Genomic DNA, 23,445 nt, shown 5'->3' with positions numbered 1-23,445 from the left:
ATTCTCATAGCCCAATTTCCCTAATTATTTCGCGTTACAGGAAGGCGGCAAACCTGTAAATCCCCAGGAGCTTACACAGGTAAGTGACTGGGGTGAGCAGGTGCAGCCAACACACCTGTAGCGCGAAAGACGACGGGAAATTATTCGATACCTTTGCTGCGCAGGTAGTCTTCATAGTTCCCGCTGAAGTCAACGACGCGCTCAGGGGTGATCTCAATCACGCGGGTCGCCAGAGAGCTTACAAACTCACGGTCGTGGGAGACGAAGACCAGCGTGCCCGGATACATCTCCAGCGCCATGTTCAGCGACTCGATAGATTCCATGTCCAGGTGGTTAGTCGGTTCATCCATAATCAGGATGTTCGGCTTCTGCATCATCAGCTTGCCGAAGAGCATACGGCCCTTCTCGCCCCCGGAGAGCACCTTCGCTGGCTTTTTGATATCGTCCTGGCTGAAGAGCAGACGACCCAGGAAGCTGCGCACCACCTGCTCATCATCCCCCTCCTGCTTCCACTGGCTCATCCAGTCGAAGACGGTCAGATCGTTATCAAAGTCGGCGGCGTGATCCTGCGCGTAGTAGCCAATCTTGGCGTTTTCTGACCACTTCACGGTGCCGCTATCCGGCGCCAGATCGCCCACCAGGGTTTTCAGCAGAGTGGTTTTACCCACGCCGTTGGCACCCAGAATGGCAATCTTCTCACCCACTTCCAGCAGCAGGTTGAAGTTCTTAAACAGCGGGCCGTTATCGAAGCCTTTGGTGAGGGCTTCCACTTCCAGCGCGTTACGGAACAGCTTCTTATCCTGCTCAAAACGAATGAACGGGTTCTGACGGCTGGAGGCTTTCACCTCGTCTAGCTTGATCTTATCGATCTGGCGGGCGCGAGAGGTTGCCTGACGGGACTTCGAGGCGTTGGCGCTAAAGCGGCTGACGAAGGATTGCAGGTCAGCGATCTGCGCTTTCTTCTTGGCGTTGTCGGCCAGCAGGCGTTCACGCGCCTGGGTCGCCGCGGTCATGTACTCGTCGTAGTTGCCCGCATACACGCGCAGCTCACCGTAGTCCAGATCCGCCATGTGGGTGCAGACCATGTTCAGGAAGTGACGGTCATGCGAGATGATGATCATGGTGCTGTTACGCTCGTTCAGCACTTGCTCCAGCCAGCGAATGGTGTCGATGTCCAGGTTGTTGGTCGGTTCATCGAGCAGCAGGATATCTGGATTAGAGAACAGGGCCTGAGCCAGCAGCACACGCAGCTTCCAGCCGGGAGCCACTTCGCTCATCGGGCCGTAGTGCTGCTCTACCGGAATACCGACGCCGAGCAGCAGCTCGCCCGCACGGGACTCGGCGGAATAGCCGTCCATCTCGCCGTACAGCACTTCGAGATCGGCCACTTTATAGCCGTCCTCTTCGCTCATCTCGGCCAGGCCGTAGATGCGATCGCGCTCCTGCTTCACTTCCCACAGCTCGCCGTGACCCATGATCACCGTGTCGAGCACGCTGAACTCTTCAAAGGCGAACTGATCCTGACGCAGCTTACCGATACGCTCGTTCGGATCGAGGGAGACGTTGCCCAGCGTCGGCTCAAGGTCGCCGCCGAGGATCTTCATAAAGGTGGATTTTCCGCTACCGTTCGCCCCAATCAGGCCGTAACGATTGCCGCCGCCAAACTTGACGGAAATATTTTCAAACAGCGGCTTACTGCCAAACTGCATGGTGACGTTGCTGGTAACTAACACGGTGTTATCCTGAAAATGTGTGACAAACTCTGCATTATGCCACAATTCCGAATTGAAATCGCGCAGGTGTGAACAGTTGCTACACTAGGGTGAGAGAAAAAAATGTGATTTCGTACACATCTCAATTCCATGCGCGTGGGAATGCACATATAATGCGCTCCCATCCTTTTGAGCATTCTTAACTAAACGGCCTGTGGCACAGAAACCTCGCATACCATGAATATGAAATTAACAACAATTTTAGCGGCGGCTTTCGCTGTAGTAGGGTTTTGCAAATCCGCGTCTGCTGTAACCTATCCGCTGCCGACCGATGGTAGCCGTCTGATTGGCCAGAACCAGGTCATCACCCTGCCAGAGAACAACAGCCAGCCGCTGGAGTACTACGCGGCCCAGTACCAGATGGGGCTGTCTAACCTGATGGAAGCTAACCCAGGTATCGACCCCTATCTGCCGAAGGGCGGTAGCGTGATGAACATCCCTCAGCAGCTGATCTTGCCGGATACCGTGCATGAAGGGATTGTGATCAACAGCGCCGAGATGCGCCTCTACTACTATCCGAAAGGCACCAACACCGTGATCGTGCTGCCGATCGGTATCGGCCAGCTGGGTAAAGATACCCCGATTAACTGGACCACCAAGGTTGAGCGTAAGAAAGCGGGCCCGACCTGGACGCCTACTGCGAAGATGCACCAGGAGTACATCGCCGCCGGTAACCCACTGCCTGCGGTAGTGCCTGCCGGTCCGGATAACCCGATGGGTCTTTACGCCCTGTACATTGGCCGCCTGTATGCTATTCACGGCACCAACGCTAACTTCGGCGTCGGCCTGCGCGTGAGCCACGGCTGCGTGCGTCTGCGTAACGACGACATTAAGTTCCTGTTCCAGAACGTACCGGTCGGTACTCGCGTACAGTTTATCGATGAGCCGGTAAAAGCTACCACAGAGCCAGACGGTAGCCGCTACATTGAGGTTCACAACCCGCTCTCTACTACCGAAGCGCAGTTTGACGGCAAAGAGATTGTGCCGATCGCGCTGACCAAGAGCGTGCAGAGCATCACCAGCCAGCCGGACGCCGACCAGAGCGTCGTTGAGCAGGCGATTCAGAACCGTTCCGGTATGCCGGTTCGTCTGAACTAAGCTTTTCAGCAGTCAGTAAAAAGCCCGGCAATCGCCGGGCTTTTTTATTGCCACTTTACTGCTGTGCCAGCTGCAAATGCCGGGCGGCACTGCGTTTGCCCGGCCTACGGTAGGCACGGTGTGGGTTTGTAGGCCCGCGTAAGCGAAGCGCCACCGGGCATATTTATGCCAGCTGGTTACGGCGATATTCTCCCTGCCGCTCCAGCATCCAACCTGGATACTCACGCGGCAGGGCGCTGACCGCATCAAGCTGTTTCAATTCCTCTTCGCTCAGGCTGATCTCCGTCGCGGCAATGTTATCCGCCAGCTGATCCGGGCGTTTAGCGCCGATAATCACGCTGCTTACTACCGGCTGATGCAGCAGCCACGCCAGAGCGATCTGCGCCACCGACACACCTTTGCTGTCGGCAATGTTACGCATGACGTCTACACAGTCGAAGGCGCGCTCTTTCTCTACCGGTGGGAAGTCAAACGCCAGTCGGCGACCGCCCTCTTCCCCACTGCCGCTGCGGTCATACTTGCCGCTCAGCAGACCGCCCGCCAGCGGGCTCCAAACCATCAGCCCCACCCCTTCGCTTTGCAGCATCGGCACCAGCTCACGCTCAAGGTCGCGCCCGGCGATGGTGTAGTAAGCCTGTAGCGAGGCGAAGCGGGCCAGCCCCAGCCGCTCGGAGATGCCCAGCGCCTTCATAATCTGCCACGCCGCCCAGTTGGACACGCCGATATAGCGGACGTGACCGTGCTGAACCAAATTATCCAGGGCGTAGAGCGTCTCTTCGATAGGCGTTGCCGGATCGAAGCCGTGCAGCTGGTAGAGGTCGATATGATCCAGCTGGAGCCGGCGCAGGCTCTCCTTGACGCTGCCAATAATATGGTAGCGGGAGCTGCCGCGCGAGTTGACCCCAGCGGTGCCGGTTTCGCCGAACACCTTGGTGGCTACCACCACGTCTTCGCGGGGGATCTTGAGGTTTTTCAGCGCCTGGCCGGTGATCTCTTCCGAGCGCCCTTCCGAGTAGACGTTGGCGGTATCGATAAAGTTGATGCCCGCCGCGAGGGCGTCGCTCACCAGCCTCTCAGCGTCGTTCTGCCGCAGCTGACCAATCTTGCCCCACATGCCGCCTTCACCGCCGAAGGTCATGGTGCCCAGGCACAGCTCGGAGACAAAGAGACCGGTATTGCCAAGTTTTTGATAACGCATAGAACGCTCCTTAGGATGTCAGTGAGTGTTCAGTAGTTATACTCCGACGCGCCGGATCGCGAATGTGAGGATCCTGCGCGTTTCTTGCCCAATCCTCTGAACTTTATCCGCGCGTCGCCTCGCCAAAGACCGGGTAGTCCGGCAGCTGTACGGTCTGGTACGGCTCCCAGCCGCCTCCCAGCGCCTTGTAGAGCGCCACCAGGTCGAGGCTGCTCTGCACTCGTGCCTGAGCGCGCTGCTGCTCGGCCTGGGCCAGCTGACGCTGGGCATCAAGCACGTCGATAAAGGTGGCGATCCCCTGGCGGTAGCTGTCGCTGGCGAGATCGAATGCGCTCTGCAACGCCTCAATGGTTTTGCTCAGCCCGGCTTCGCGCTGCTGATCGGTGCGGTAGCTGACCAGCGCGTTCTCTACGTCACCCAGCGCGCTCAGCACCGTCTGGCGATAGTTGAGCGCCGCTGCGCTCTGCTGCGCGCGTGCCAGCTTGACGCTGGAGACCAGCCGTCCGCCCTGGAAGATGGGAATCGACACCTGCGGCCCGAAGCTGTAGAAGTGGCTGCTCCAGTCGGTCAGCCAGTCGGTTTCGCTGTTGCGCAGGCCAAACTGACCGCTCAGGGTCAGGCTCGGGAAGAGCTGCGCCACCGAGACGCCGATCTGCGCGGTGGCCGCGTGCAGATTGGCCTCGGCTTCACGCACGTCCGGTCGTCGGCGAGCCAGGGTTGAGGGAATGCCGGTCTGGATGATATCCGGCAGCTTCGGCAGGGGCTGCACCGACCGTAGCTCCGCATTCAGCGCACCGGGAGGCTTGCCGATCAGAATCGCCAGGGCATTCATCGCCTGCTGCTCCTGGGCCTGGTACTGCGGCAGCTGCGCTTCCAGGTTGCCGAGCTGTGCCCGAGCGTTCTCGACGTCCAGCTGCGGCGACAGACCGCCGCGCTGGCGACTCTCGGTCAGGCTAAGCGTCTCCTTTGCAGTATCGATCTGGGTATTCATGGTGGCAAGGATGCTCTGCGCCCCGCGCAGCTGCAGCCACGCGCGCGCCACTTCCGCTTCCAGTGACACCAGGGCGTCGTTGCGCTGCTCGATAGCCGCCTGTTGCTGGGCATTGGCTGCCTCGACCTGGCGGCGTACTTTGCCCCACAGATCCAGCTCCCACTGGGCGTCGAAGCTGCCCTGGTAGAGATTCACCGGCTGGGTGAGCACCCCAAGGGCGTTGTTTATCTCTGGGTCGACGTCCTGCAGCTGGCCGTAAACGTTGTGGGATTTCAGCTCCCCCTCCAGGCCCAGCTGCTGCCGGGTGGCCTGAAGATTGCCATTTACCGCCGGCAGGAAGGCCCCGCCCGCCTGGTTGATCTGTTCCCGTGCACCAGCAATGCGCAGCACGGTCTGCTGCAGGGAGAGGTTCCCAGCGATCGCCCGCTCGATCAGGCTGTTGAGCTGCGGCGAGTTAAAGGTCGTCCACCAGCGCGGATTCACCGCCTGGCTGGAGGTTTGCGACGGCACGGTTTTATCCCCGGCGTCGTTCCAGTGGCTCACCGCAGGCGGCACCGGTTGCTGGTAGTCTGGCCCCACGGCGCAGCCCGCCAGCAGCAGAGTGAGTAACGACAGCGTCGGGGTATGTATCCTGTGCATGTTAATGTGCTCCTGCGCTGCCTTCGCTCTTGATCGGCGAAAGCAGAAGACAAAACGGAATCAGTAAAAACGCCACGGCGCTGAGAATGGTAAAGACGTCAACGTAGGCGAGAAAGCGCGACTGCTCGATCATGGTTCGATACATCTGCCCGGTTGCCAGACCGAGCGGATCCCCCGGCAGCGTGGTGAAGTTGCGGATCGCCTCGGCCGTCTCGCGCACCGCCAGCTGGAACTGCTCGCTAAAGGGCGTGGTATGGGCGCTTAAATAGGCACTGTGCACCTGGGCGCGCTCGGTAATGGCGGCGGTTGAGAGCGAAATACCGATCGATCCAGCGACGTTACGGAACATGGTAAACAGCGCGGCGGCGTCGGCGTTGAGCTGGCGCGGAATGGTGACAAAGGCGATGGTAGTAAGCGGCACAAACAGGAAGCCAAGACCAATCGACTGCGCGCTGCGGAACAGCACCAGCGTTTCAAAATCAACGTCCGGCGTCAGATTGCGCGACCAGAAGAAGGCCACCGCCAGACAGGTAAAGCCGAAGGCGATGATCCACCGGGTCTGCACCACCGGCATCAGCTTCAGCACCAGCGGGATGGTGAGTACGATTAACACCGCCCCCGGCGAGAGCACCAGCCCGGACCAGGTCGCGGTGTAGCCGAGATCCTGCTGCGCCAGCTGGGGGATCACCACCGAGCTGCCGTAGAGGATCATCGCCATCCCGGCCATCAGCAGGCTGGAGACGGCAAAGTTTTTATCCTTCATACAGTGCAGATCCACCACTGGCTTTTTGGCGTACATCAGCCAGTAGATCGCCCCAATGATGCCAATCAGGGTCAGCACGGCAAAGGTACGGATAAAGCCCGAGGCGAACCAGTCGTCGTCTTCGCCACGGTCAAGCATCACCTGCAAACAGCCCAGCCCCAGCGCAATCAGGCCGATGCCGGTCCAGTCGATGGTGAGCTTCTCTTCCGATTTGCGCTCCCAGGGCGGATCTTCCAGCAGCTGGTAGATGGCCAGCACGGTGACGATCCCCACCGGGATGTTGATAAAGAAGACCCAGCGCCAGGAGTAGTTGTCGGTGATCCAGCCCCCGAGGGTCGGACCGAGCACCGGGGCAACGATGATCGCAATTGACGAGAGGCCAAAGGCCTTGCCGCGATCCTCCGGCTTAAAGTAGTCGAGCAGCACCGACTGCTGGGTCGGCTGTAGCCCCCCGCCAAAGAAGCCCTGCAGGATACGGAACAGGATGATCTCCCACAGCTCGGTGGCGATCCCGCACAGGAACGAGCAGACGGTGAACATCACAATGCAGATGAGGAAGAAGCGCTTGCGGCCAAAGACCCGGCTCAGAAAGGCCGAGATCGGCAGCACGATGCCGTTCGCCACCAGGTAGCTGGTGAGCACCCAGGTGGATTCACTGTAGCTCGCCGACAGCGAGCCGGCGACGTGGGGCAGCGCCACGTTGATGATGGTGGTATCAAGGATCTCCATAAACACCGCGAGGGTGACGACAATAGCCACCGCCCACGGGTTACTGGCGGGACGCCAGCTCTCATGGCTGTGATCGGTCATTCCAGGGTCACCTTCGGCTCCACGGACAGCCCCAGCGGCAGCGGCGGCTGGTTAGCGTCAAGGCCCTTATCGATGACGATCTTCACCGGCACGCGCTGAACGATCTTCACGAAGTTACCCGTAGCGTTTTCTGACGGGAAGGCGGAGAAGCGCGAGCCGCTCCCCTGCTGGATGCTGTCGATATGTCCTTCCAGCTCCAGGTCCGGGTAGGCATCCACGCCGATAGTGACTTTATTACCGGGGCGCATCCGCTCCAGCTGCGACTCTTTAAAGTTCGCCACCACCCAAATGTCAGGCGAGACCAGCGAGAAGAGCGCCGTACCCGCCTGCACCAGAGTCCCGGTCTGCACGTTACGCTTGGTGACGAAGCCATCAAAGGGGGCGCGTACTTCGGTATAGGAGAGGTTAAGGTTCGCGTTTGCCAGCTGGGCACGGGCCTGCTGAACCTGCTGCTCCCGGGCTTCGACGTTGGTCTCCTGCTGACGGATCTGCAGGTTAATCTGGCTTGCGACCTCAAGCTGGGCATTAGCGCTGGCCAGCTGGGCCTGAGCACTACGCAGCTGGGCGTTGGCGCTGTCGATGTTTTGTTGCGTGGTGGCGCGCGGGTCGACGCCGCGCTGGCGGCGATAGGCGGCTTCCGCGTTGGCTAAGTCAGCCTTGGCCTTGAGCACCTGCGCCTGCGCTTCATCACGCTGAGAGGGATACTGCACCTTTGAGAGCGCCAGCTGGGCCTGCGCCTGATGCAGCTGGGCGGTAGCCAGCCCAAGCTGGGCCTGAGCCTGATCGCGCTGGGCGGTGGCATCCCGAGGGTCGATCAGCACCAGCAGATCGCCCTTCTTTACCCGCTGGTTATCCTTCACCCGCAGCTCGGTCACGTAGCCCGCCACCTTGGGCGCGATGGTAACCGCATCGCCTTCGGTGAAGGCATCGTCGGTGGTCTCCTGGTTGCGGGTCATCAACCACCACACCAGCGCCACAATCACCATCACCACAACGACTACGCCCAGAATGATTAACGGCTTCTTGCCGGGGCGCTTACGTTCGTTGTTTTGAGTCTTGTTTTGATCGGTGTTTTGATCGTTGTTTTGATCTTTCCGAGCGGTATTGTTCTCTTCCTGAGCTGCGTCAGGATTCTTTTCGTTATCAGCCATAGCGTTGCAACTGTCCTGTCGATGAACGGCGCGACACGTGCGCCGTTATCTAAAGTTAGGAGGTTGCTATACATTTGCCAGGAAAAACTGACAAATTCGCATTAACTGATAATAAGTAACCCATACCCCACCAGCGCGGCCCAGATCAGCAGCGGAATAGAGTAAAGATGGAAGCGCCACCAGATGCGGCGGTTGTTGGCCATCCGCAGGGCGATCAGGTTCGCCAGCGAGCCGGGCAGCAGGCCGAAACCGCCGACGTTGACCGCCCAGGCCAGCAGCGGGCTGGCTGGGACGTAGTTCAGCAGCAGAATGGTCGCCGGCACGTTGCTGATCACCTGCGACAGGCCGATAGCCGTGAGCCACAGGGCGGGCTGGGAGAGGTGCTCTACCCCGTTGAGCGATCCCTGTAACGCAGGAAGCTGCACCAGCAGGTGGACGTCGATAAACATCGCCATAAACACCAGCAGCAGCGTCCAGTCCACGCTCTTCAGCACTTTGAAAGCCACCACCGCAAAGCCTGCGGCGACGATCAACGCGCCCCAGCCCTCATGCTTCAGCTCCAGCGAGATGAGGAACACGACGTACAGCGCCAGGCAGGTCCAGAGCAGGCGCGGCTGCCATGACGGCGCCTGGCTGCCGCTGTGGTAGTTCAGAGCCTTATTAGGGAAAAAGAACCAGCAGAGCAGCAGCAGGCTTGCCATCATCACTACCGCCAGCAGCGCCATCTGCCCGATAAAGGCGGCGAATGAGAGGCCAGAGCGCCCCCACAGCAGAATATTTTGTGGATTACCGATAGGGGTCAGCAGCGACCCGGCGTTTACCGCCAGCGCTTCAAAGATGATCAGCCGGTTAACCGGGATTTCACACAGTTTTCTGAGCGTCAGCGTGAGCGGCACAACAATAAACAGCGCCACGTCGTTGGTCAGGAAGGTGGAGAGCAGCGCTGCCGCCAGGGCCATAAACATTGCCAGCCGCCGCTCGGTGGCGAAGCGCCGGACCATTCTGCGCCCCACCACGTCAAAGTAGCCGCTCTGCTCTACCCCTTTGGTGAGCATCATCAGTCCACTTAGCGTCAGAATGGTGTGCCAGTCGATCGCCCTGGGCCACGCTGCCAGGTTAAAGGGAACGAAAAAGCTCAGGATAATGCCGATCAGGATCAGCAGTTGGAAAAAGCGATCGCGCGCCAGCGCGTGCACGAACGGCAGGGTCATTCCGCAGGGTGCTCCTGCTGAAGGGTAAAGAGGCGAAAGCGCTCCAGCGTCTCCTCGCTAACGTGGTGCTCCATGCCTTCGGCATCACGGCGGGCGGTCTCCGGGCTTACGCCCAGCACGAGAAGAAAGCTCTCAACGATCTGGTGCCGTTCGCGGCTCTCCTGAGCCAGCTTCTCTCCTTCCGGGGTCAGAAACACACCACGCCAGGGGATCTGCTCAATCAGCCCTACCGTTGCCAGACGCTTAAGCATCTTTGCCACCGTTGGCTGGGAGACACCTAGCCGGGCAGCCATATCCACCTGACGGGCCTCCCCCACCTCGCGGATCAGATCGGAGATCAGTTCGACATAGTCATCAATCAGCTCCCGCCGGTGCGCTTCCCGCACCTGTCGAAAGCCCTCAACGTGCTCTTCGACATTCACCAGCTGCGTCACTTTTTTTGTTGTTGTCTTGCCTGCGCGACGGCTCATTGAACTTCCTCATGGGGGTAACGCGATAAATGCATCATATACGGTTGCGCCCAGTGTAAACCATAAGTAGACCAGCACAAAAAATTTGGGTAATAGCCGTAGCTATACAATATAGCCTGTGCTATATCTGTATGTAATGCAGACAACCTTCGTAGATTGAACGTCACGAAATCCAGCAGGAGGAGGTTGATATGAACGAACTCAAGAGGTGCTTATCCGTGTTTACTCACTCGCCATTCCAGGTCCGGTTGCAGTTGCTCAACATGCTGTGCGATATGTTCAACGGCAAACCGCAGCAGGACGATAAAAAATCCCATTAATGCGGCGTCGCGGTACGCCGCTTCATTTTTCTGTCACATTCTCCCGTCATACTCTCCCTCTGCCACAGAAAAACTCACTATTTGTTGATTTTGCAACCATCCTCGCAAAAGATTGCCCCGTAAGCAGTTGATCTTCGTCTGCTCTCGCTCTATCTTCTCGCAGCCCTGCACAAATGCGGCTCGCGGATGCGGAACTCTCCCTCGACTCCACGCCCTCTCCGGCAGGTTTTGACCCTCTACGCCAGGGTGAGCACATGGCGTTTTCGCGATACAGCTATATGAATTTAACCCTAAAAGAAACGCTTGCTGCCCGTAGCCAGGCCCTTAGCCCGTGGACGGGTTTCTATTTTCTTCAGTCGTTACTGATCAACTACGCCCTTGGCTACCCCTTTAGCCTGCTCTATACCACCGCGTTCGCCTGCCTGCTACTGCTGCTGTGGCGTCATGCCCCGCGTGCGCAGAAGGTGCTGGTGGCGGTCTTCTCCCTGCTCGCCGCCTCCTACTACCCGTTTGGCCAGGCCTATGGCGCGCCCAACTTCAATACGCTGCTGGCGCTGCACTCCACTAACATGGAGGAGTCCACGGAGATCCTGACCATTTTCCCGTGGTACAACTACGTGATTGGTCTGTTTATCTTTGGTCTTGGGGTGATTGCCATCCGGCGTAAGCAGAGCGAGCGTGCCACCTGGGGAAAATGGGATCATCTTGGCATCGCCTTCTGTCTGGCTACCGTCTTTGTCGCCCCGGTGCAGAACCTTGTCTATGGCGGCGTCTTTAATCTGAAAGATACCGGCTACCCGGTGTTTCGCTTTGTGAAGGACGTGGTAGTTAACAATCAGGAAGTGCTGGACGAGCAGAGCCGGATGGCGCAGCTGGCCGGGATGAAAGACAGCTGGAACGTGATGGGCGTTAAGCCGAAGTATCACACCTATGTGGTGGTGATCGGTGAGAGCGTGCGACGCGACGCGGTGGGCGCATTTGGCGGCCACTGGCAGAACACCCCCTTTGCCAGCAGCGTTAACGGCAGCTTTTTTACTGACTACGTGGCAGCCAGTGGCTCGACGCAGAAGTCGTTAGGTCTGACCCTGAACCGGGTGATGGACAACAAGCCTCAGTATCAGGATAACTTTGTTACGCTGGCCAACCGGGCGGGTTTCCAGACCTGGTGGTTCTCTAATCAAGGGCAGATTGGCGAGTACGATACCGCCATCGCCAGCATTGCCAAGCGCGCTGACGAGGTACAGTTCTTAAAGAGCGGCGACTTTGAGGCCGATAAGAACACCCGCGATGAAGCGCTGCTGAAGATGACCGAGCAGGTGTTGAGCACCGCCCGCAGCCAGCCGCAGCTGATCGTCCTGCACCTGATGGGCTCTCACCCGCAGGCCTGCGATCGCACCGGCGGCAAGTACGCGGACTTCGTTCAGTCGAAGGAGACCTCCTGCTACCTCTACTCGATTACGCAAACCGACACCCTGCTCAGCAAGCTTTACGACCAGCTGCGCAACAGCGGCAGCACCTTCTCCATGGTCTACTTCTCCGATCACGGTCTGGCCTTCAAGGAGCGCGGCAAAGCGGTGCAGTATCTGGCCCACGACGATAAGTTCCAGCAGAACTTTCAGGTGCCGTTTATGGTGATCTCCAGCGACGACACCCGCCATCGGCTGATTAAAGCCCGCCGCTCGGCCAACGACTTCCTCAGCTTCTTTTCGCAGTGGACCGGCATCACGGCCAAAGAGATCGCCACCCGCTACCGCTTTGTCTCAAATGACAAAGCCGGGCCAACCTGGGTGACCAACTTCAAGCTGCAAAAGGTAGATTACAACCATCTGGGCACCGACCTGTTTGAGACCCGCTCGCGGTAAGGGATATCCCCGCCCGGCGGCGCTACGCTTGCCGGGCCTACGTTTGAGCAGTGGTTTGGCTATCATGCAGGCATCAAGATGCTCGGCTATGAAGATCACCTTTATGTTCCCATGAGGCAGCTATTTGCATAGTTTTTTGCAGCGCAGTATTGGGGGCTGGAGCCAGATCCAGACGGTTAAGAAACAGTAGATACGCCTTGGGGCCGACAATAATACTCTTTTTGATTAACAGCGTTTCTACAGCTTTAGTAGCACTGTTTTCAACCGGCATGATGCTATTCCTTTGTATATTTATGAACCGTAAATATACAAAATTTTTTGCGTAAATATTCTCCAAAAATACACCGCAACCTACGCCGACATTTTTTTGTAGGCCGGGTAAGCGCAGCGCCACCCGGCGTTTTTAGACACGCCCGGCGGCGCTACGCTTGCCGGGCCTACAGGATTTGCCTGGGCCAATAAACGGCGCCCATAAAAAAAACGGCCCCTGAGGGCCGTTTTAGTGTCTAGACTATCACCGGGGTGATTAGAAGCGGTAACCCACGCCTGCGATCCAGGTGCCAACGTCAACGCTACGGATACGGCTCTGCTCGTAGGAAACGTCGATAGCAACGTCTTCGATTGGGTTGAACTGCATGCCCGCACCGTAGGAGAAGCCGTAGTCGCTGCTGTCAGAATGGTTTACAACATTCTCAGCCTGCTGGAATTTACCGTAGCCAACACCCACTACACCGTAGATGCTTGCCCAGTCGTTCAGACGGAAAGCCGGACCAGCAGTTACGCCGTAGTACTGGGCTTTGTTGTACACGTTGCTTTCGGTACGATCTTTTTCAGTGTAGGTAAAGGAACCGATGTAACCCAGCGGAGTGTCGTTTTCGTAGCGATACTTCAGGTTGAAACCGTTAGCTTTGTTCGCCACGCCCTGCATGTCGCTCTGAGCATAACCGCCGGTAACAGTAGAGGTTGCCGCTACAGCGGAACCTGCGGATACAGCCAGAACAACTGCCAGTGCTGAAAGACATGCAATTTTTTTCATAACCACCTCAAATGTGCTTCAAGTAAGTCCTAAGTACTAAATATAACAAAAAATAGTGAGAAACTCTTTGCGCTTCACGCTGTCTAACGGGCCTTTTGATGTAACAGAACGTTTCCTCTTGCTCGTATCTCTTTCAAAAAAAAAGCCTTTTTTCCGCTAATGTCGCTATTATGCCGCCATAAAAGCGACATATTCATCCAGATTATTCCTAAAGATACGGTGATTAATCCAGCAACTTGTCGCCATTCTACCGCTTTCCTGACATTTATTTTCAACGGAGTCTCAACCGCTGACATCTATTTCCATTACACTGCCCTCTTTACTTGGTTTGACATAAATTGACAGGAGAAAGGATGCCTGCTTTACCCCGGAAGTTGCCCACCTGGTTACCTATATTAATACTGCTTGTGGCGATGGCGTCGATTCAGAGCGGTGCCTCGCTGGCAAAATCGCTCTTTCCGCTGGTCGGCGCGCCCGGCGTGACCGCCCTACGTCTGGCGCTCGGTACCATTATCCTCGTGATTGTCTTTCGACCCTGGCGTCTGCGTTTTACGCCTGAGCAGCGTAAGCCGCTGCTGTTTTATGGCCTGTCGCTGGGTGCCATGAACTATCTCTTCTATCTCTCTATCCAGACGGTGCCGCTGGGTATTGCGGTGGCGCTGGAGTTTACCGGCCCGCTGGCGGTGGCGCTGTTCTCCTCCCGGCGTCCGGTAGATTTTGTTTGGGTGGTGCTGGCCGTGCTGGGGCTATGGTTCCTTCTGCCGCTGGGGCAGGATGTCTCCCACGTCGATCTTACCGGTGCCGCCTTTGCGCTGGGCGCGGGTGCCTGTTGGGCCATCTATATTCTCTGCGGCCAGCGCGCCGGGGAGGATCACGGCCCAGCCACCGTGGCGCTGGGCTCCCTGATCGCTGCCGTGGTGTTTGTGCCCCTGGGTGCGATTCAGGCCGGGGATGCGCTCTGGCACTGGTCGATTCTGCCGCTGGGCCTGGGCGTGGCCGTTCTCTCTACCGCCCTGCCCTACTCGCTAGAGATGATGGCCCTGACGCGCCTGCCCACCCGCACTTTCGGTACCCTTATGAGTATGGAGCCAGCGATGGCAGCGGTATCGGGGATGATCTTCCTGAGCGAAACGCTGACGCTTGTGCAGTGGCTGGCCCTGTCGGCCATTATTGCCGCCTCCGTTGGCTCTACGCTCACGCTGCGCCGCGAGACGACAATTAAAGAAGTTGATATTGGTTAATTATTTATCTGCACGGTCTCGCACCGTGCAAAATATCCCCCTGCCTTCGCCACTCGCCTTGAATAATATTCATTAACATTCTCAACGTCTTATATAAAATTAAGAATCGTCTCCCTGGTTATGCGTAAGTTACTGATATGTAAAAAATAGCCTTTTGCACCCTCGTTATTACTATTGGACCGATAGGAACAGCCAAAATAGCAAAGACCAAAACCGGTGCTATACTTAGCTCCAGTAATTACCTGGGAACACACATCAAGAGGATATGAGATTATGAGTACCGCTAAACTGGTAAAAACGAAATCATCCGATCTGCTTTATACTCGCAACGATGTAGCGGATAACGATAAAAAAGCGACTATTGAGCTGCTGAATCGCCAGGTGACCCAGTTCATTGACCTGTCTCTGATCACTAAACAGGCCCACTGGAATATGCGCGGCGCTAACTTCATTGGCGTGCACGAAATGCTGGACGGCTTCCGTACCACCCTGACCGACCATCTGGACACCATCGCCGAGCGTGCGGTTCAGTTAGGTGGTGTTGCACTGGGTACGACTCAGGTCGTTAACAGCAAGACTCCGCTGAAAAGCTACCCGCTGGATATCCACAGCGTTCAGGATCACCTGAAAGAGCTGGCCGATCGCTATGCCATTGTTGCTAACGACGTGCGTAAATCTATCGAAGAAGCGAAAGATGAAGATACCGCTGATATCCTGACTGCGGCCTCCCGCGACCTGGATAAATTCCTGTGGTTCATCGAATCCAACATCGAATAAAACATACGTTTTATCTATGACCCTCTCCCCGCCCGGGAGGGGGCTTTGCACTTTTCTGGTGCAACCCCTCTGTCATACCGCTCTCCTCTCTCCGCAATAAAGTAAATCACTTGTAATAATTACCTCACACAATCGTTAATCAAGGGTTGTTTTATGGCCGCTTTCTGCGCTTAATAGCAGCATATTGTGTAACAAGCCAGCAGCGCACCAGAATGGCGCCCCAGGATGGTGCATGGCGGTTATGGATGCATAATTTTTGACCTGCGATTGAATATATCGTCTTTACAAAACAATGGGTTGTAAACCTGGCACGATTTTTTCATACTGCGTACGTTCTCTCAGGGGATCGCCCCGTGGATATAAAAGGAAATGTTATGAAGTCTGTGTTTAAAGTTTCCCTTGCTGCACTTACCCTGGCTTTTGCGGTCTCTTCTCACGCTGCCGATAAACTGGTCGTCGCCACCGATACCGCGTTTGTTCCGTTCGAATTCAAACAGGGCGATAAATACGTTGGTTTTGACGTGGACCTGTGGGCTGCCGTCGCGAAAGAGCTGAAGCTGGATTACACCCTTAAGCCGATGGACTTCAGCGGCATTATCCCGGCACTGCAAACCAAAAACGTTGACCTGGCGCTGGCTGGGATCACCATTACCGACGAGCGTAAAAAAGCGGTCGACTTCTCTGACGGCTACTACAAAAGCGGCCTGCTGGTGATGGTTAAAGCCAATAACAACGACGTGAAAAGCGTAAAAGATCTCGACGGTAAAGTGGTTGCGGTGAAGAGCGGTACCGGCTCCGTTGACTATGCGAAAGCCAATATCAAAACTAAAGATCTGCGCCAGTTCCCGAACATCGACAACGCCTATATGGAACTGGGCACTAACCGCGCTGACGCGGTTCTGCACGATACGCCGAACATTCTGTACTTCATTCAGACCGCAGGCAAAGGCCAGTTCAAAGCGGTTGGTGACTCTCTGGAAGCGCAGCAGTACGGTATCGCCTTCCCGAAAGGCAGCGATCTGCGCGAGAAAGTGAACGGCGCGCTGAAAACCCTGAAAGAGAACGGCACCTACAACGAAATCTATAAAAAATGGTTCGGTACCGAGCCTAAATAAATTTGCCTGATTCAGGCTTGTAACGCCCGGTGGCGCTCGCGCTTACCGGGCCTACATTTTAAGTTTTTCACCACGGTATACAGGAATTCATCATGCAGTTTGACTGGAGTGCCATCTGGCCTGCCATTCCTATTTTGTTTGAAGGCGTCAAAATGACCCTGTGGATCTCGGTCCTCGGTCTGGCGGGTGGTTTGATTATCGGCCTTGCAGCCGGTTTCGCCCGCAGCTTCGGCGGCTGGATAGCAAACCACATCGCACTGGTATTTATCGAGATCATTCGCGGGACGCCTATCGTCGTGCAGGTGATGTTTATCTACTTCGCCCTGCCGATGGCCTTCAACGATCTGCGCATCGACCCGTTCAGCGCCGCCGTTGTCACCATCATGATCAACTCCGGGGCCTACATCGCTGAAATTACCCGCGGCGCGGTGCTCTCGATCCATAAAGGCTTCAGCGAAGCGGGCCTGGCGCTGGGCCTCTCTAAGCGCGAGACCATTCGCCGGGTGATCCTGCCCCTGGCGCTGCGCCGTATGCTGCCGCCGCTGGGTAATCAGTGGATCATCAGCATCAAAGATACCTCGCTGTTTATTGTTATCGGCGTGGCCGAACTGACTCGCCAGGGCCAGGAGATTATTGCCGGTAACTTCCGTGCACTGGAGATCTGGAGCGCCGTGGCGGTGTTCTATCTCATCATCACCCTGGTGCTGAGCTTTATTTTGCGTCGTCTGGAAAGAAGGATGAAAATCCTGTGATTGAATTTAAAAACGTCTCCAAGCACTTTGGTAAAACCCAGGTGCTGCATAACATCGACCTGAACATTACCCAGGGCGAAGTGGTGGTCATCATTGGCCCTTCCGGCTCCGGTAAGTCGACGCTGCTGCGCTGCATCAACAAGCTGGAAGAGATCACTAGCGGCGATCTGATCGTCGATGGTCTGAAGGTCAACGATCCGAAGGTCGATGAGCGCCTGATCCGTCAGGAAGCCGGCATGGTGTTCCAGCAGTTCTACCTCTTCCCGCACCTGACGGCGCTGGAGAACGTGATGTTTGGCCCGCTGCGCGTGCGTGGGGCAAGTAAAAGCGAGGCGGAGACGCTGGCGAATGCGCTGCTGGCGAAGGTCGGCCTGGCCGAGCGCGCTCACCACTATCCGTCTGAACTCTCCGGCGGTCAGCAGCAGCGCGTGGCGATTGCCCGTGCGCTGGCGGTGAAGCCGAAGATGATGCTGTTTGATGAGCCGACTTCGGCCCTTGACCCTGAGCTGCGCCACGAGGTGCTGAAGGTGATGCAGGACCTGGCCGAAGAGGGCATGACGATGGTGATCGTGACCCACGAGATCGGCTTTGCGGAGAAGGTCGCCTCGCGGCTGATCTTTATCGACAAGGGCCGCATTGCTGAAGACGGCAATCCGCAGCAGCTTATTGAGAACCCGCCCAGCCCGCGTCTGCAAGAGTTCCTCCAGCACGTCTCCTGATTTATTAACGCTCTCCTTCCGGGGAGCGTTTTTTTCTTCCCCCCGGATTCCTCCCATTTCCAGGCGCAGCGCTGGCAGCATCTATACTTATCTTTTTGCACTATTTTCTCAGGAGAGAGACCGTGCCATGGTTACTGCTGCTGCTTAGCCTATTCATTATGCCGCTTCACGCGGCCACCATTCCTGGCGTCACCTCCACGTCCGCAGCGCCTGCCACCAACGAGACGGCACCGGCCGCCGAGCCGGATCTGGAGCAGAAGAAAGCCGCCTACGGCGCGCTAGCGGACGTGTTGGAGAACACCAGCTCCCGGGAAGAGCTGATCGGTCAACTACGTAAGGTTGCCGCCACGCCGCCGCCGGAGCCGATGCCCACCATCGCCCCGCCGGAAGAGGTCGCCGAAGAGAAGACGGTGCTGGAGAACGTGCAGGAGGTCAGCCAGCATTTCGGTCAGGAGCTGTCGTCGCGCTTTGCCCAGCTCTACCGCAATATTACCGGCTCGCCGCACAAGACCTTTAACCCACAGACCTTTATCAACGCCGCCGGTCACTTCCTGCTGCTCGCCGGGCTGGTCTGTGTCTTCTACTGGCTGGTGCGCCTCTGCGCCTTCCCGCTCTACCGCAAGATGGGCAAATGGGGACGCCGCAAGAATCATGACAGGGCCAACTGGTTACAGCTGCCTGCGATGATCGTCGGAGCGTTTATTATCGACCTGCTGCTGCTGGCGCTCACCCTCTTTGTCGGTCAGCTGTTGAGCGATAACCTCAACGGCGGCAACCGTACCATTGCCTTTCAGCAGAGCCTGTTCCTCAACGCCTTTGCACTCATTGAGTTCTTCAAGGCGATCCTGCGCCTGATTTTCTGCCCGCGCTTCCCCGATCTGCGTCCTTTCTCGATAAAAAACGAGGCGGCGAAGTATTGGCACCTGCGCCTGAGTGCCCTGAGCAGCCTAATAGGCTATGGCCTGCTGGTCGCCGTGCCGATCATCTCTAACCAGGTTAACGTTCAGTTTGGCGCGCTGGCGAACGTGCTGATCATGCTCTGTATCACTACCTGGGCGCTCTATCTTATTTTTCACAACAAGACCACGGTCTATGAGAATCTCCACCACCTTGCCGATCGCTCGCTGGCCTTCTTTAGCCTGTTTATTCGCGCCTTTGCGCTGATCTGGCACTGGCTCGCCAGCGCTTATTTCGTGGTGCTGTTCTTCTTCTCGCTGTTCGATCCGGGTAACAGCCTGAAATTTATGATGGGCGCGACGGTGCGCAGCCTGGCGATTATCGGCATTGCGGCCTTTGTTTCCGGCATGCTGTCGCGCTGGATTGCCAAACGGATCACCCTCTCCGCTCAGGTGCAGCGTAACTACCCTGAGCTGCAAAAGCGGGTCAACGGCTGGCTGTCGACGGCGCTGAAGGTAGCGCGTTTTCTCACCGTGATTGTCGCCATCATGCTGCTGCTCAGCGCGTGGGGCCTGTTCGATTTCTGGAACTGGCTGCACTACGGGGCGGGAGAGAAAGCCGTCGATATTCTGATCCGTATCGCGCTGATCCTCTTCTTCTCGGCGGTGGGCTGGACCGTGCTAGCGAGCCTGATCGAAAACCGGCTCTCCTCGGATATTCACGGTCGGCCGCTGCCCAGCGCCCGTACCCGCACCCTGCTCACCCTGTTCCGCAACGCATTGGCGGTGGTGATCAGCACTATTACGGTGATGATTGTGCTCTCAGAGATCGGGGTGAACATTGCTCCGCTGCTGGCCGGTGCCGGGGCCCTGGGCCTGGCCATCTCCTTCGGGGCGCAAACCCTGGTAAAAGATATTATCACCGGGATCTTTATCCAGTTTGAGAACGGGATGAACACCGGGGATCTGGTCACCATCGGGCCGCTAACCGGCACGGTAGAGCGAATGTCGATCCGCTCCGTTGGTGTGCGCCAGGATACCGGGGCCTACCACATCATTCCGTGGTCATCGATCACCACCTTTGCCAACTTTGTGCGCGGGATTGGGTCGATAGTGGCGAACTACGATGTCGATCGCCATGAGGATGCGGAGAAAGCCAATAATGCGCTGAAGGCAGCGGTGGGTGAGCTGATGGAGCAGGAGGATATTCGCAAGCTGATCATTGGCGAGCCAAGCTTTGTGGGCATTGTGGGCCTGACCAACACCGCCTTCACGCTGCGGGTGACCTTTACCACCCAGCCGCTGAAGCAGTGGACGGTGCGCTTTGCCCTCGACAGCATGGTGAAAAAGCACTTTGACCTTGCCGATGTGCGCCCGCCGGTGCAGACCTACCAGATGCTGGCTAACCCAGCGGCCGGGCAGCCGGGGGCCGCAGAGCCAGGGGGCGGACAGACCTTGCCCCCTGCACAACCTACGCTTTAAACCGCGTCTGTGCCCAGCGGCGACGCTGGGCCTCATCCAGGAAGGTCCAGGCAATGAAGCGGCTCTGCTTCTGCCCCTGGGCCATCTCTTTTTTCACGACCTTCACCGCCCCGGCAGCGGTCAGGGCGCGATAGAGCGGAGGCAGGTTCTCGCCGCGTGACACCAGCGAGGTGAACCACAGCACCTGACGGCCAAAGGCCTGGCTCTCGGCAATCATCTTGCTGATAAACGCCACTTCTCCACCCTCGCACCACAGCTCCTGCTGCTGACCACCAAAGTTAAGCCCGCTCGCCTCGCTCTGGCCAAGGTTGCGCCGCTTGCGGTCGTTGCCCGCCTGCGCCGCTGCCGCCGAGTCGTGGAACGGTGGGTTGCACAGCGTGGCATCGTACTGCTCGTTCTTGTGGATCATGCCGTTGAGAATGGCGGCCGGATCTTTCTGGCGGCGCAGGCGCACCGCGCGGGTCAGGCCCGGATTACCGGTCACAATCGCCTGGGCGCTGGCAAAAGCCGCATCACCTATCTCGGTGCCGGTAAAGCGCCAGCCATATTCATGGTGGCCAATCAGCGGATAGATGCAGTTTGCGCCGGTGCCGATATCCAGCACGCTCGCCTGGCGCGGGATCGTACCGTCGACGCTGGTTTCCGCCAGCAGATCCGCCAGATGGTGGATATAGTCCGCCCGTCCCGGCACCGGCGGGCAGAGAAAACCTTCAGGAATATCCCAGTGCTTCACCCCATAGAAGTGTGCCAGCAGCGCTTTGTTCAACGCCTTGACGGCCTCGGGATCGGCAAAATTCACCGTCGGCTCACCGGCAGGCGTCGCGATAATAAAATCGCGCAGGTTGGGTTCGTCGATACAAAGGGCGTCGAGATCGTAGCGGCTGCGGTGACGGTTACGCGGGTGTAACCCCGGCTTCTGGGCATTCATGGCATTCTCCTGTAATAAGCGGCGTAAGATACCCCCTGAAGCCAGCGCGGTAAACAGCCATTCATGCAAAAAACCACAGCATGTTGCCGAAATTTTTGCCCGTAAGCCGCTCTTCGCCGGGCCTAAACTTAAGCTGCGGTTTCTTTATAAGAGGATGTCATGATGAAAAAATATCTGGCAATGGCTGCCGCGCTGGCGTTCTCCGCCATGACGGTTAGCGCCTTTGCCGCACCCCAGCAGTTGATGAGAGACGACACCGGGACGCTGCGCCCAGCGGGCACGGTCTCTGCCCACGGCGCGCTAAGCCTGGACGATCTCCAGGACGAGCTGGCAGAAAAAGCCCGCGAGCAAGGCGCAAAAGGGTTTGTAATTGACGCCGCTGGCGGTGAAAACCAGATGTACGGCACGGCCACTATCTACAAATGAGTTATCTTCACCTCGCCCCGAAAAGCCGCTATGACTTTCCGGGGCGTTGCGCTTAACAGCTATCAGCGTTCGTTAGCCGCCGCCAGCAGGGTGTTGAGCAGCACGTTTGCCCCGCGCTCTGCCCACTGAGGAGTAATGTTTTCCGCCTCGTTATGGCTGATGCCCTTTTCGCAGGGGATAAAGATCATCGCCGTGGGCGCTACGCGATTAACGTAGCAGGCGTCGTGACCGGCACCGGAGACCATCCGGCGCTGAGAGTAGCCCAGTTCGCGGGTCGCCTGCTCGATGCGTGCGATACAGCCCTTATCAAAGTCCACCGGCGCGTAGTCAAAGATGCGCTCCCAGGCGACGTCGATGCGGCGGGCCGACAGCCCGTCCAACGCCTCAGCCAGCGCCGCCTCCATCGCTACCAGCGCAGCGGTCTCTGGATGGCGGAACTCGACGGTGCAGAAGACCGCTGACGGTACGACGTTGCGTGAGTTAGGCGTCACCTGCACGCTGCCCACGGTGGCGCGCCCGTCCGGCGCAAAGCGGCGGCCAATGGCCTCTACCGCCAGGGTCAGCTCGGCAAAGGCGCACAGAGCGTCACGACGCAGATCCATCGGCGTGGTGCCTGCGTGGGCAGCAAAGCCGGTCAGGTTGATCTCATACCAGCGCTGGCCCATAGCAGCATGAACCACGCCGATATCCCTCTCCTCTGCCTCAAGCAGCGGCCCCTGCTCGATATGCAGCTCGTAGCAGGCGTGCAGCGGGATAGCCGCCGCAGGATGCTCGCCCTGATAGCCGATAGCCGCCAGCGCCTGGCCGACGCTAATGCCGTCGCGATCCTCCCGCGCCAGAGCATAGGCTTCGCTGAACACCCCGGCCCAGACGCCGGAGGCCAGCATCGCCGGGGCGAAACGCGCCCCCTCTTCATTGGTCCAGTTCACCAGAATGAGGTCGCGCTCGGTGGTGATGCCGCGATCGTTAAGGGTGCGCAGCGCCTCCAGCCCGGCGAGCACGCCATAGATGCCGTCGTAGTTGCCGCCCAGCGGCTGGGAGTCGCCGTGCGAGCCGGTGAGTACCGGAGCCAGATCCGGGTTGCTGCCCGCCCGGCGAATAAACATATTCCCCAGCCGATCAACCTCACAGCGAAAACCCGCTTCACGCGCCCAGGTCGCGAGCAGGTCGCGTCCGTGCCGATCCTCATCGCTCAGCGCCAGCCGGGTCACCCCGCCCCCCGCCGTTGCGCCAAGCGTGGCAAACTCGTTAAGCGTCTGCCACAGGCGCGCGCTATCCACCTGTAGAGGAGAGGCCATCACGCCTCCTTGTCTTTAACGCGATAGCGGAAATCGCAGCACGGCGCACCGGACATAATGGTCTGGGTGCGGGTCAGCTCAACGTCCGGCGCATAGCCGACGATGAACTTGTCATCCCTCGCGCAGGAGAGCAGATGGCCGATCTCGCCGAGGCCCATCTCGTGGTACATCTCGGCGTAGCGGCAGCGCGTCACGTCATAGTCGTAGCGCTGGCCGTCGTCTTCGATCACCCGCACGTCGAGGGCGTTATCCTTCTCCCAGAGATACTGCAGGTCGACGAAGCTGCGCAGATCCGCTTTTTTCGGCTCCGCGGCGGCAAAGTTCTGCCCGGCCTGAATGGCCGCCTGCTCAATGGCTTCACCAATCACCGCCTGGGCGCGGGCTTTACCCACCTCGCGCACCAGGATGTCATAGATAGGTTTAATTATTTCAGCTTCAATTTTACGGCGGGCGAGAATGCCCAGCTCTTGTTTTTGCTCACAGCTCATTA

General features: G+C 57.9%; 22 protein-coding genes. 10 read left to right on the top strand and 12 right to left on the bottom strand.

Translation table 11 applies throughout. The features are described 5' to 3' along the window. Positions 1 to 140: 140 nt before the first annotated feature. Positions 141 to 1,733 carry an ABC-F family ATPase gene (locus tag EV102420_RS12845; RefSeq protein WP_042392320.1) on the bottom strand — a complete coding sequence of 531 codons (1,593 nt, stop codon included), beginning with the start codon at positions 1,731 to 1,733 and terminating at the stop codon, positions 141 to 143. Positions 1,734 to 1,949: 216 nt separating this feature from the next. On the opposite strand from EV102420_RS12845, the gene ldtB reads away from it, so the two are divergent. Next, positions 1,950 to 2,870 carry a L,D-transpeptidase gene (gene ldtB / locus EV102420_RS12840; RefSeq protein WP_042392319.1) on the top strand — a complete coding sequence of 307 codons (921 nt, stop codon included), beginning with the start codon at positions 1,950 to 1,952 and terminating at the stop codon, positions 2,868 to 2,870. 163 nt (positions 2,871 to 3,033) lie between these two features. On the opposite strand, the gene EV102420_RS12835 is transcribed toward ldtB, so the two are convergent. From EV102420_RS12835 to mntR, 6 genes are all read right to left on the bottom strand, one after another. Further along, positions 3,034 to 4,068: an aldo/keto reductase gene (locus EV102420_RS12835; protein WP_042392317.1), complete on the bottom strand. Its 1,035-nt coding sequence runs from the start codon at positions 4,066 to 4,068 to the stop codon at positions 3,034 to 3,036. 103 nt (positions 4,069 to 4,171) lie between these two features. After that, on the bottom strand, positions 4,172 to 5,698 hold the full coding sequence (locus EV102420_RS12830) for an efflux transporter outer membrane subunit (protein WP_042392315.1): 1,527 nt from the start codon (positions 5,696 to 5,698) through the stop codon (positions 4,172 to 4,174). A 1-nt stretch (position 5,699) separates the two neighbouring features. Next, positions 5,700 to 7,271, bottom strand: a complete 1,572-nt coding sequence (locus EV102420_RS12825) for a DHA2 family efflux MFS transporter permease subunit (protein ID WP_042392313.1) — start codon at positions 7,269 to 7,271, stop codon at positions 5,700 to 5,702. Further along, positions 7,268 to 8,422: an HlyD family secretion protein gene (locus EV102420_RS12820; RefSeq protein ID WP_042392311.1), complete on the bottom strand. Its 1,155-nt coding sequence runs from the start codon at positions 8,420 to 8,422 to the stop codon at positions 7,268 to 7,270. Before EV102420_RS12820 ends, EV102420_RS12825 begins: the two co-directional genes overlap by 4 nt. Positions 8,423 to 8,523: 101 nt before the next feature. Continuing rightward, the gene (locus EV102420_RS12815) at positions 8,524 to 9,633 is read right to left on the bottom strand and encodes an SLC13 family permease (protein ID WP_042392309.1); all 1,110 of its coding nucleotides are present in this window, start codon (positions 9,631 to 9,633) and stop codon (positions 8,524 to 8,526) included. After that, positions 9,630 to 10,103, bottom strand: coding sequence for a manganese-binding transcriptional regulator MntR (gene mntR / locus EV102420_RS12810; protein ID WP_042392308.1), 474 nt, complete (start codon positions 10,101 to 10,103; stop codon positions 9,630 to 9,632). Before mntR ends, EV102420_RS12815 begins: the two co-directional genes overlap by 4 nt. A gap of 191 nt (positions 10,104 to 10,294) precedes the next feature. Between mntR and mntS the strand changes: the two genes are divergently transcribed. Together mntS and EV102420_RS12800 are read left to right on the top strand one after the other, a co-directional pair. Then, the gene (gene mntS, locus EV102420_RS12805) at positions 10,295 to 10,423 is read left to right on the top strand and encodes a manganase accumulation protein MntS (protein WP_042392305.1); all 129 of its coding nucleotides are present in this window, start codon (positions 10,295 to 10,297) and stop codon (positions 10,421 to 10,423) included. Between the two features lie 278 nt (positions 10,424 to 10,701). Further along, on the top strand, positions 10,702 to 12,285 hold the full coding sequence (locus tag EV102420_RS12800; RefSeq protein WP_042392335.1) for a phosphoethanolamine transferase: 1,584 nt from the start codon (positions 10,702 to 10,704) through the stop codon (positions 12,283 to 12,285). A 73-nt stretch (positions 12,286 to 12,358) separates the two neighbouring features. Here EV102420_RS12800 and EV102420_RS12795 read toward each other — a convergent pair whose 3' ends face one another. Both EV102420_RS12795 and ompX read right to left on the bottom strand, forming a co-directional pair. Further along, positions 12,359 to 12,556: a type II toxin -antitoxin system TacA 1-like antitoxin gene (locus tag EV102420_RS12795; protein WP_052512364.1), complete on the bottom strand. Its 198-nt coding sequence runs from the start codon at positions 12,554 to 12,556 to the stop codon at positions 12,359 to 12,361. 255 nt (positions 12,557 to 12,811) lie between these two features. Beyond that, positions 12,812 to 13,321: an outer membrane protein OmpX gene (gene ompX, locus EV102420_RS12790; RefSeq protein ID WP_042392303.1), complete on the bottom strand. Its 510-nt coding sequence runs from the start codon at positions 13,319 to 13,321 to the stop codon at positions 12,812 to 12,814. 353 nt (positions 13,322 to 13,674) lie between these two features. Here ompX and rhtA point away from each other — a divergent pair, with 353 nt between their 5' ends. The 6 genes from rhtA (at position 13,675) to ybiO (ending at position 20,303) form a co-directional block, all read left to right on the top strand. Next, positions 13,675 to 14,562 carry a threonine/homoserine exporter RhtA gene (gene rhtA, locus EV102420_RS12785; RefSeq protein WP_042392301.1) on the top strand — a complete coding sequence of 296 codons (888 nt, stop codon included), beginning with the start codon at positions 13,675 to 13,677 and terminating at the stop codon, positions 14,560 to 14,562. A gap of 273 nt (positions 14,563 to 14,835) precedes the next feature. Continuing rightward, the gene (gene dps, locus EV102420_RS12780) at positions 14,836 to 15,339 is read left to right on the top strand and encodes a DNA starvation/stationary phase protection protein Dps (protein ID WP_042392299.1); all 504 of its coding nucleotides are present in this window, start codon (positions 14,836 to 14,838) and stop codon (positions 15,337 to 15,339) included. A gap of 374 nt (positions 15,340 to 15,713) precedes the next feature. Beyond that, positions 15,714 to 16,454, top strand: coding sequence for a glutamine ABC transporter substrate-binding protein GlnH (gene glnH / locus EV102420_RS12775; RefSeq protein ID WP_042392298.1), 741 nt, complete (start codon positions 15,714 to 15,716; stop codon positions 16,452 to 16,454). Between the two features lie 92 nt (positions 16,455 to 16,546). After that, complete coding sequence (gene glnP / locus EV102420_RS12770) at positions 16,547 to 17,206, top strand: glutamine ABC transporter permease GlnP (protein WP_042392296.1); 660 nt, start codon at positions 16,547 to 16,549, stop codon at positions 17,204 to 17,206. Next, positions 17,203 to 17,925 (top strand): glutamine ABC transporter ATP-binding protein GlnQ, encoded by a 723-nt coding sequence (glnQ, locus tag EV102420_RS12765; RefSeq protein ID WP_042392295.1) that lies wholly within the window; start codon positions 17,203 to 17,205, stop codon positions 17,923 to 17,925. The genes glnP and glnQ overlap by 4 nt, the downstream gene beginning before the upstream one ends. Positions 17,926 to 18,047: 122 nt before the next feature. Then, on the top strand, positions 18,048 to 20,303 hold the full coding sequence (ybiO, locus tag EV102420_RS12760; protein WP_042392294.1) for a mechanosensitive channel protein: 2,256 nt from the start codon (positions 18,048 to 18,050) through the stop codon (positions 20,301 to 20,303). On the opposite strand, the gene rlmF is transcribed toward ybiO, so the two are convergent. After that, positions 20,293 to 21,231, bottom strand: coding sequence for a 23S rRNA (adenine(1618)-N(6))-methyltransferase RlmF (gene rlmF / locus EV102420_RS12755; RefSeq protein WP_042392292.1), 939 nt, complete (start codon positions 21,229 to 21,231; stop codon positions 20,293 to 20,295). The genes ybiO and rlmF overlap by 11 nt on opposite strands. A gap of 162 nt (positions 21,232 to 21,393) precedes the next feature. Here rlmF and mcbA point away from each other — a divergent pair, with 162 nt between their 5' ends. Beyond that, positions 21,394 to 21,657, top strand: a complete 264-nt coding sequence (gene mcbA, locus EV102420_RS12750; protein ID WP_042392290.1) for a DUF1471 family periplasmic protein McbA — start codon at positions 21,394 to 21,396, stop codon at positions 21,655 to 21,657. Positions 21,658 to 21,719: 62 nt separating this feature from the next. Here the strand turns inward: mcbA and EV102420_RS12745 are convergent, their stop codons facing one another. Continuing rightward, on the bottom strand, positions 21,720 to 22,955 hold the full coding sequence (locus EV102420_RS12745; protein ID WP_042392288.1) for a Zn-dependent hydrolase: 1,236 nt from the start codon (positions 22,953 to 22,955) through the stop codon (positions 21,720 to 21,722). After that, positions 22,955 to 23,443, bottom strand: coding sequence for an L-2-amino-thiazoline-4-carboxylic acid hydrolase (locus EV102420_RS12740; protein ID WP_042392287.1), 489 nt, complete (start codon positions 23,441 to 23,443; stop codon positions 22,955 to 22,957). Before EV102420_RS12740 ends, EV102420_RS12745 begins: the two co-directional genes overlap by 1 nt. Between the last annotated feature and the right edge of the window lie 2 nt (positions 23,444 to 23,445).

The sequence above is a fragment of the Pseudescherichia vulneris NBRC 102420 genome, assembly GCF_000759795.1.
Classification (GTDB): Bacteria; Pseudomonadota; Gammaproteobacteria; order Enterobacterales; family Enterobacteriaceae; genus Pseudescherichia; species Pseudescherichia vulneris.
The sequence above is the reverse complement of the archived record's forward strand: the minus strand, read 5'-3'. Positions and strand labels throughout refer to the sequence as shown.

Bases quoted from the DNA above. Each gene is read 5' to 3' on its own strand.
- mntR (WP_042392308.1), bottom strand. From the start codon at position 10,103: ATGAGCCGTCGCGCAGGCAAGACAACAACAAAAAAAGTGACGCAGCTG.
- mntS (WP_042392305.1), top strand. From the start codon at position 10,295: ATGAACGAACTCAAGAGGTGCTTATCCGTGTTTACTCACTCGCCATTC.
- rhtA (WP_042392301.1), top strand. From the start codon at position 13,675: ATGCCTGCTTTACCCCGGAAGTTGCCCACCTGGTTACCTATATTAATA.
- glnP (WP_042392296.1), top strand. From the start codon at position 16,547: ATGCAGTTTGACTGGAGTGCCATCTGGCCTGCCATTCCTATTTTGTTT.
- EV102420_RS12795 (WP_052512364.1), bottom strand. From the start codon at position 12,556: ATGCCGGTTGAAAACAGTGCTACTAAAGCTGTAGAAACGCTGTTAATC.
- glnH (WP_042392298.1), top strand. From the start codon at position 15,714: ATGAAGTCTGTGTTTAAAGTTTCCCTTGCTGCACTTACCCTGGCTTTT.
- ompX (WP_042392303.1), bottom strand. From the start codon at position 13,321: ATGAAAAAAATTGCATGTCTTTCAGCACTGGCAGTTGTTCTGGCTGTA.
- EV102420_RS12820 (WP_042392311.1), bottom strand. From the start codon at position 8,422: ATGGCTGATAACGAAAAGAATCCTGACGCAGCTCAGGAAGAGAACAAT.
- EV102420_RS12745 (WP_042392288.1), bottom strand. From the start codon at position 22,955: ATGGCCTCTCCTCTACAGGTGGATAGCGCGCGCCTGTGGCAGACGCTT.
- mcbA (WP_042392290.1), top strand. From the start codon at position 21,394: ATGAAAAAATATCTGGCAATGGCTGCCGCGCTGGCGTTCTCCGCCATG.
- EV102420_RS12740 (WP_042392287.1), bottom strand. From the start codon at position 23,443: ATGAGCTGTGAGCAAAAACAAGAGCTGGGCATTCTCGCCCGCCGTAAA.
- dps (WP_042392299.1), top strand. From the start codon at position 14,836: ATGAGTACCGCTAAACTGGTAAAAACGAAATCATCCGATCTGCTTTAT.
- EV102420_RS12830 (WP_042392315.1), bottom strand. From the start codon at position 5,698: ATGCACAGGATACATACCCCGACGCTGTCGTTACTCACTCTGCTGCTG.
- EV102420_RS12825 (WP_042392313.1), bottom strand. From the start codon at position 7,271: ATGACCGATCACAGCCATGAGAGCTGGCGTCCCGCCAGTAACCCGTGG.
- EV102420_RS12815 (WP_042392309.1), bottom strand. From the start codon at position 9,633: ATGACCCTGCCGTTCGTGCACGCGCTGGCGCGCGATCGCTTTTTCCAA.
- ldtB (WP_042392319.1), top strand. From the start codon at position 1,950: ATGAATATGAAATTAACAACAATTTTAGCGGCGGCTTTCGCTGTAGTA.
- rlmF (WP_042392292.1), bottom strand. From the start codon at position 21,231: ATGAATGCCCAGAAGCCGGGGTTACACCCGCGTAACCGTCACCGCAGC.
- EV102420_RS12835 (WP_042392317.1), bottom strand. From the start codon at position 4,068: ATGCGTTATCAAAAACTTGGCAATACCGGTCTCTTTGTCTCCGAGCTG.
- EV102420_RS12800 (WP_042392335.1), top strand. From the start codon at position 10,702: ATGAATTTAACCCTAAAAGAAACGCTTGCTGCCCGTAGCCAGGCCCTT.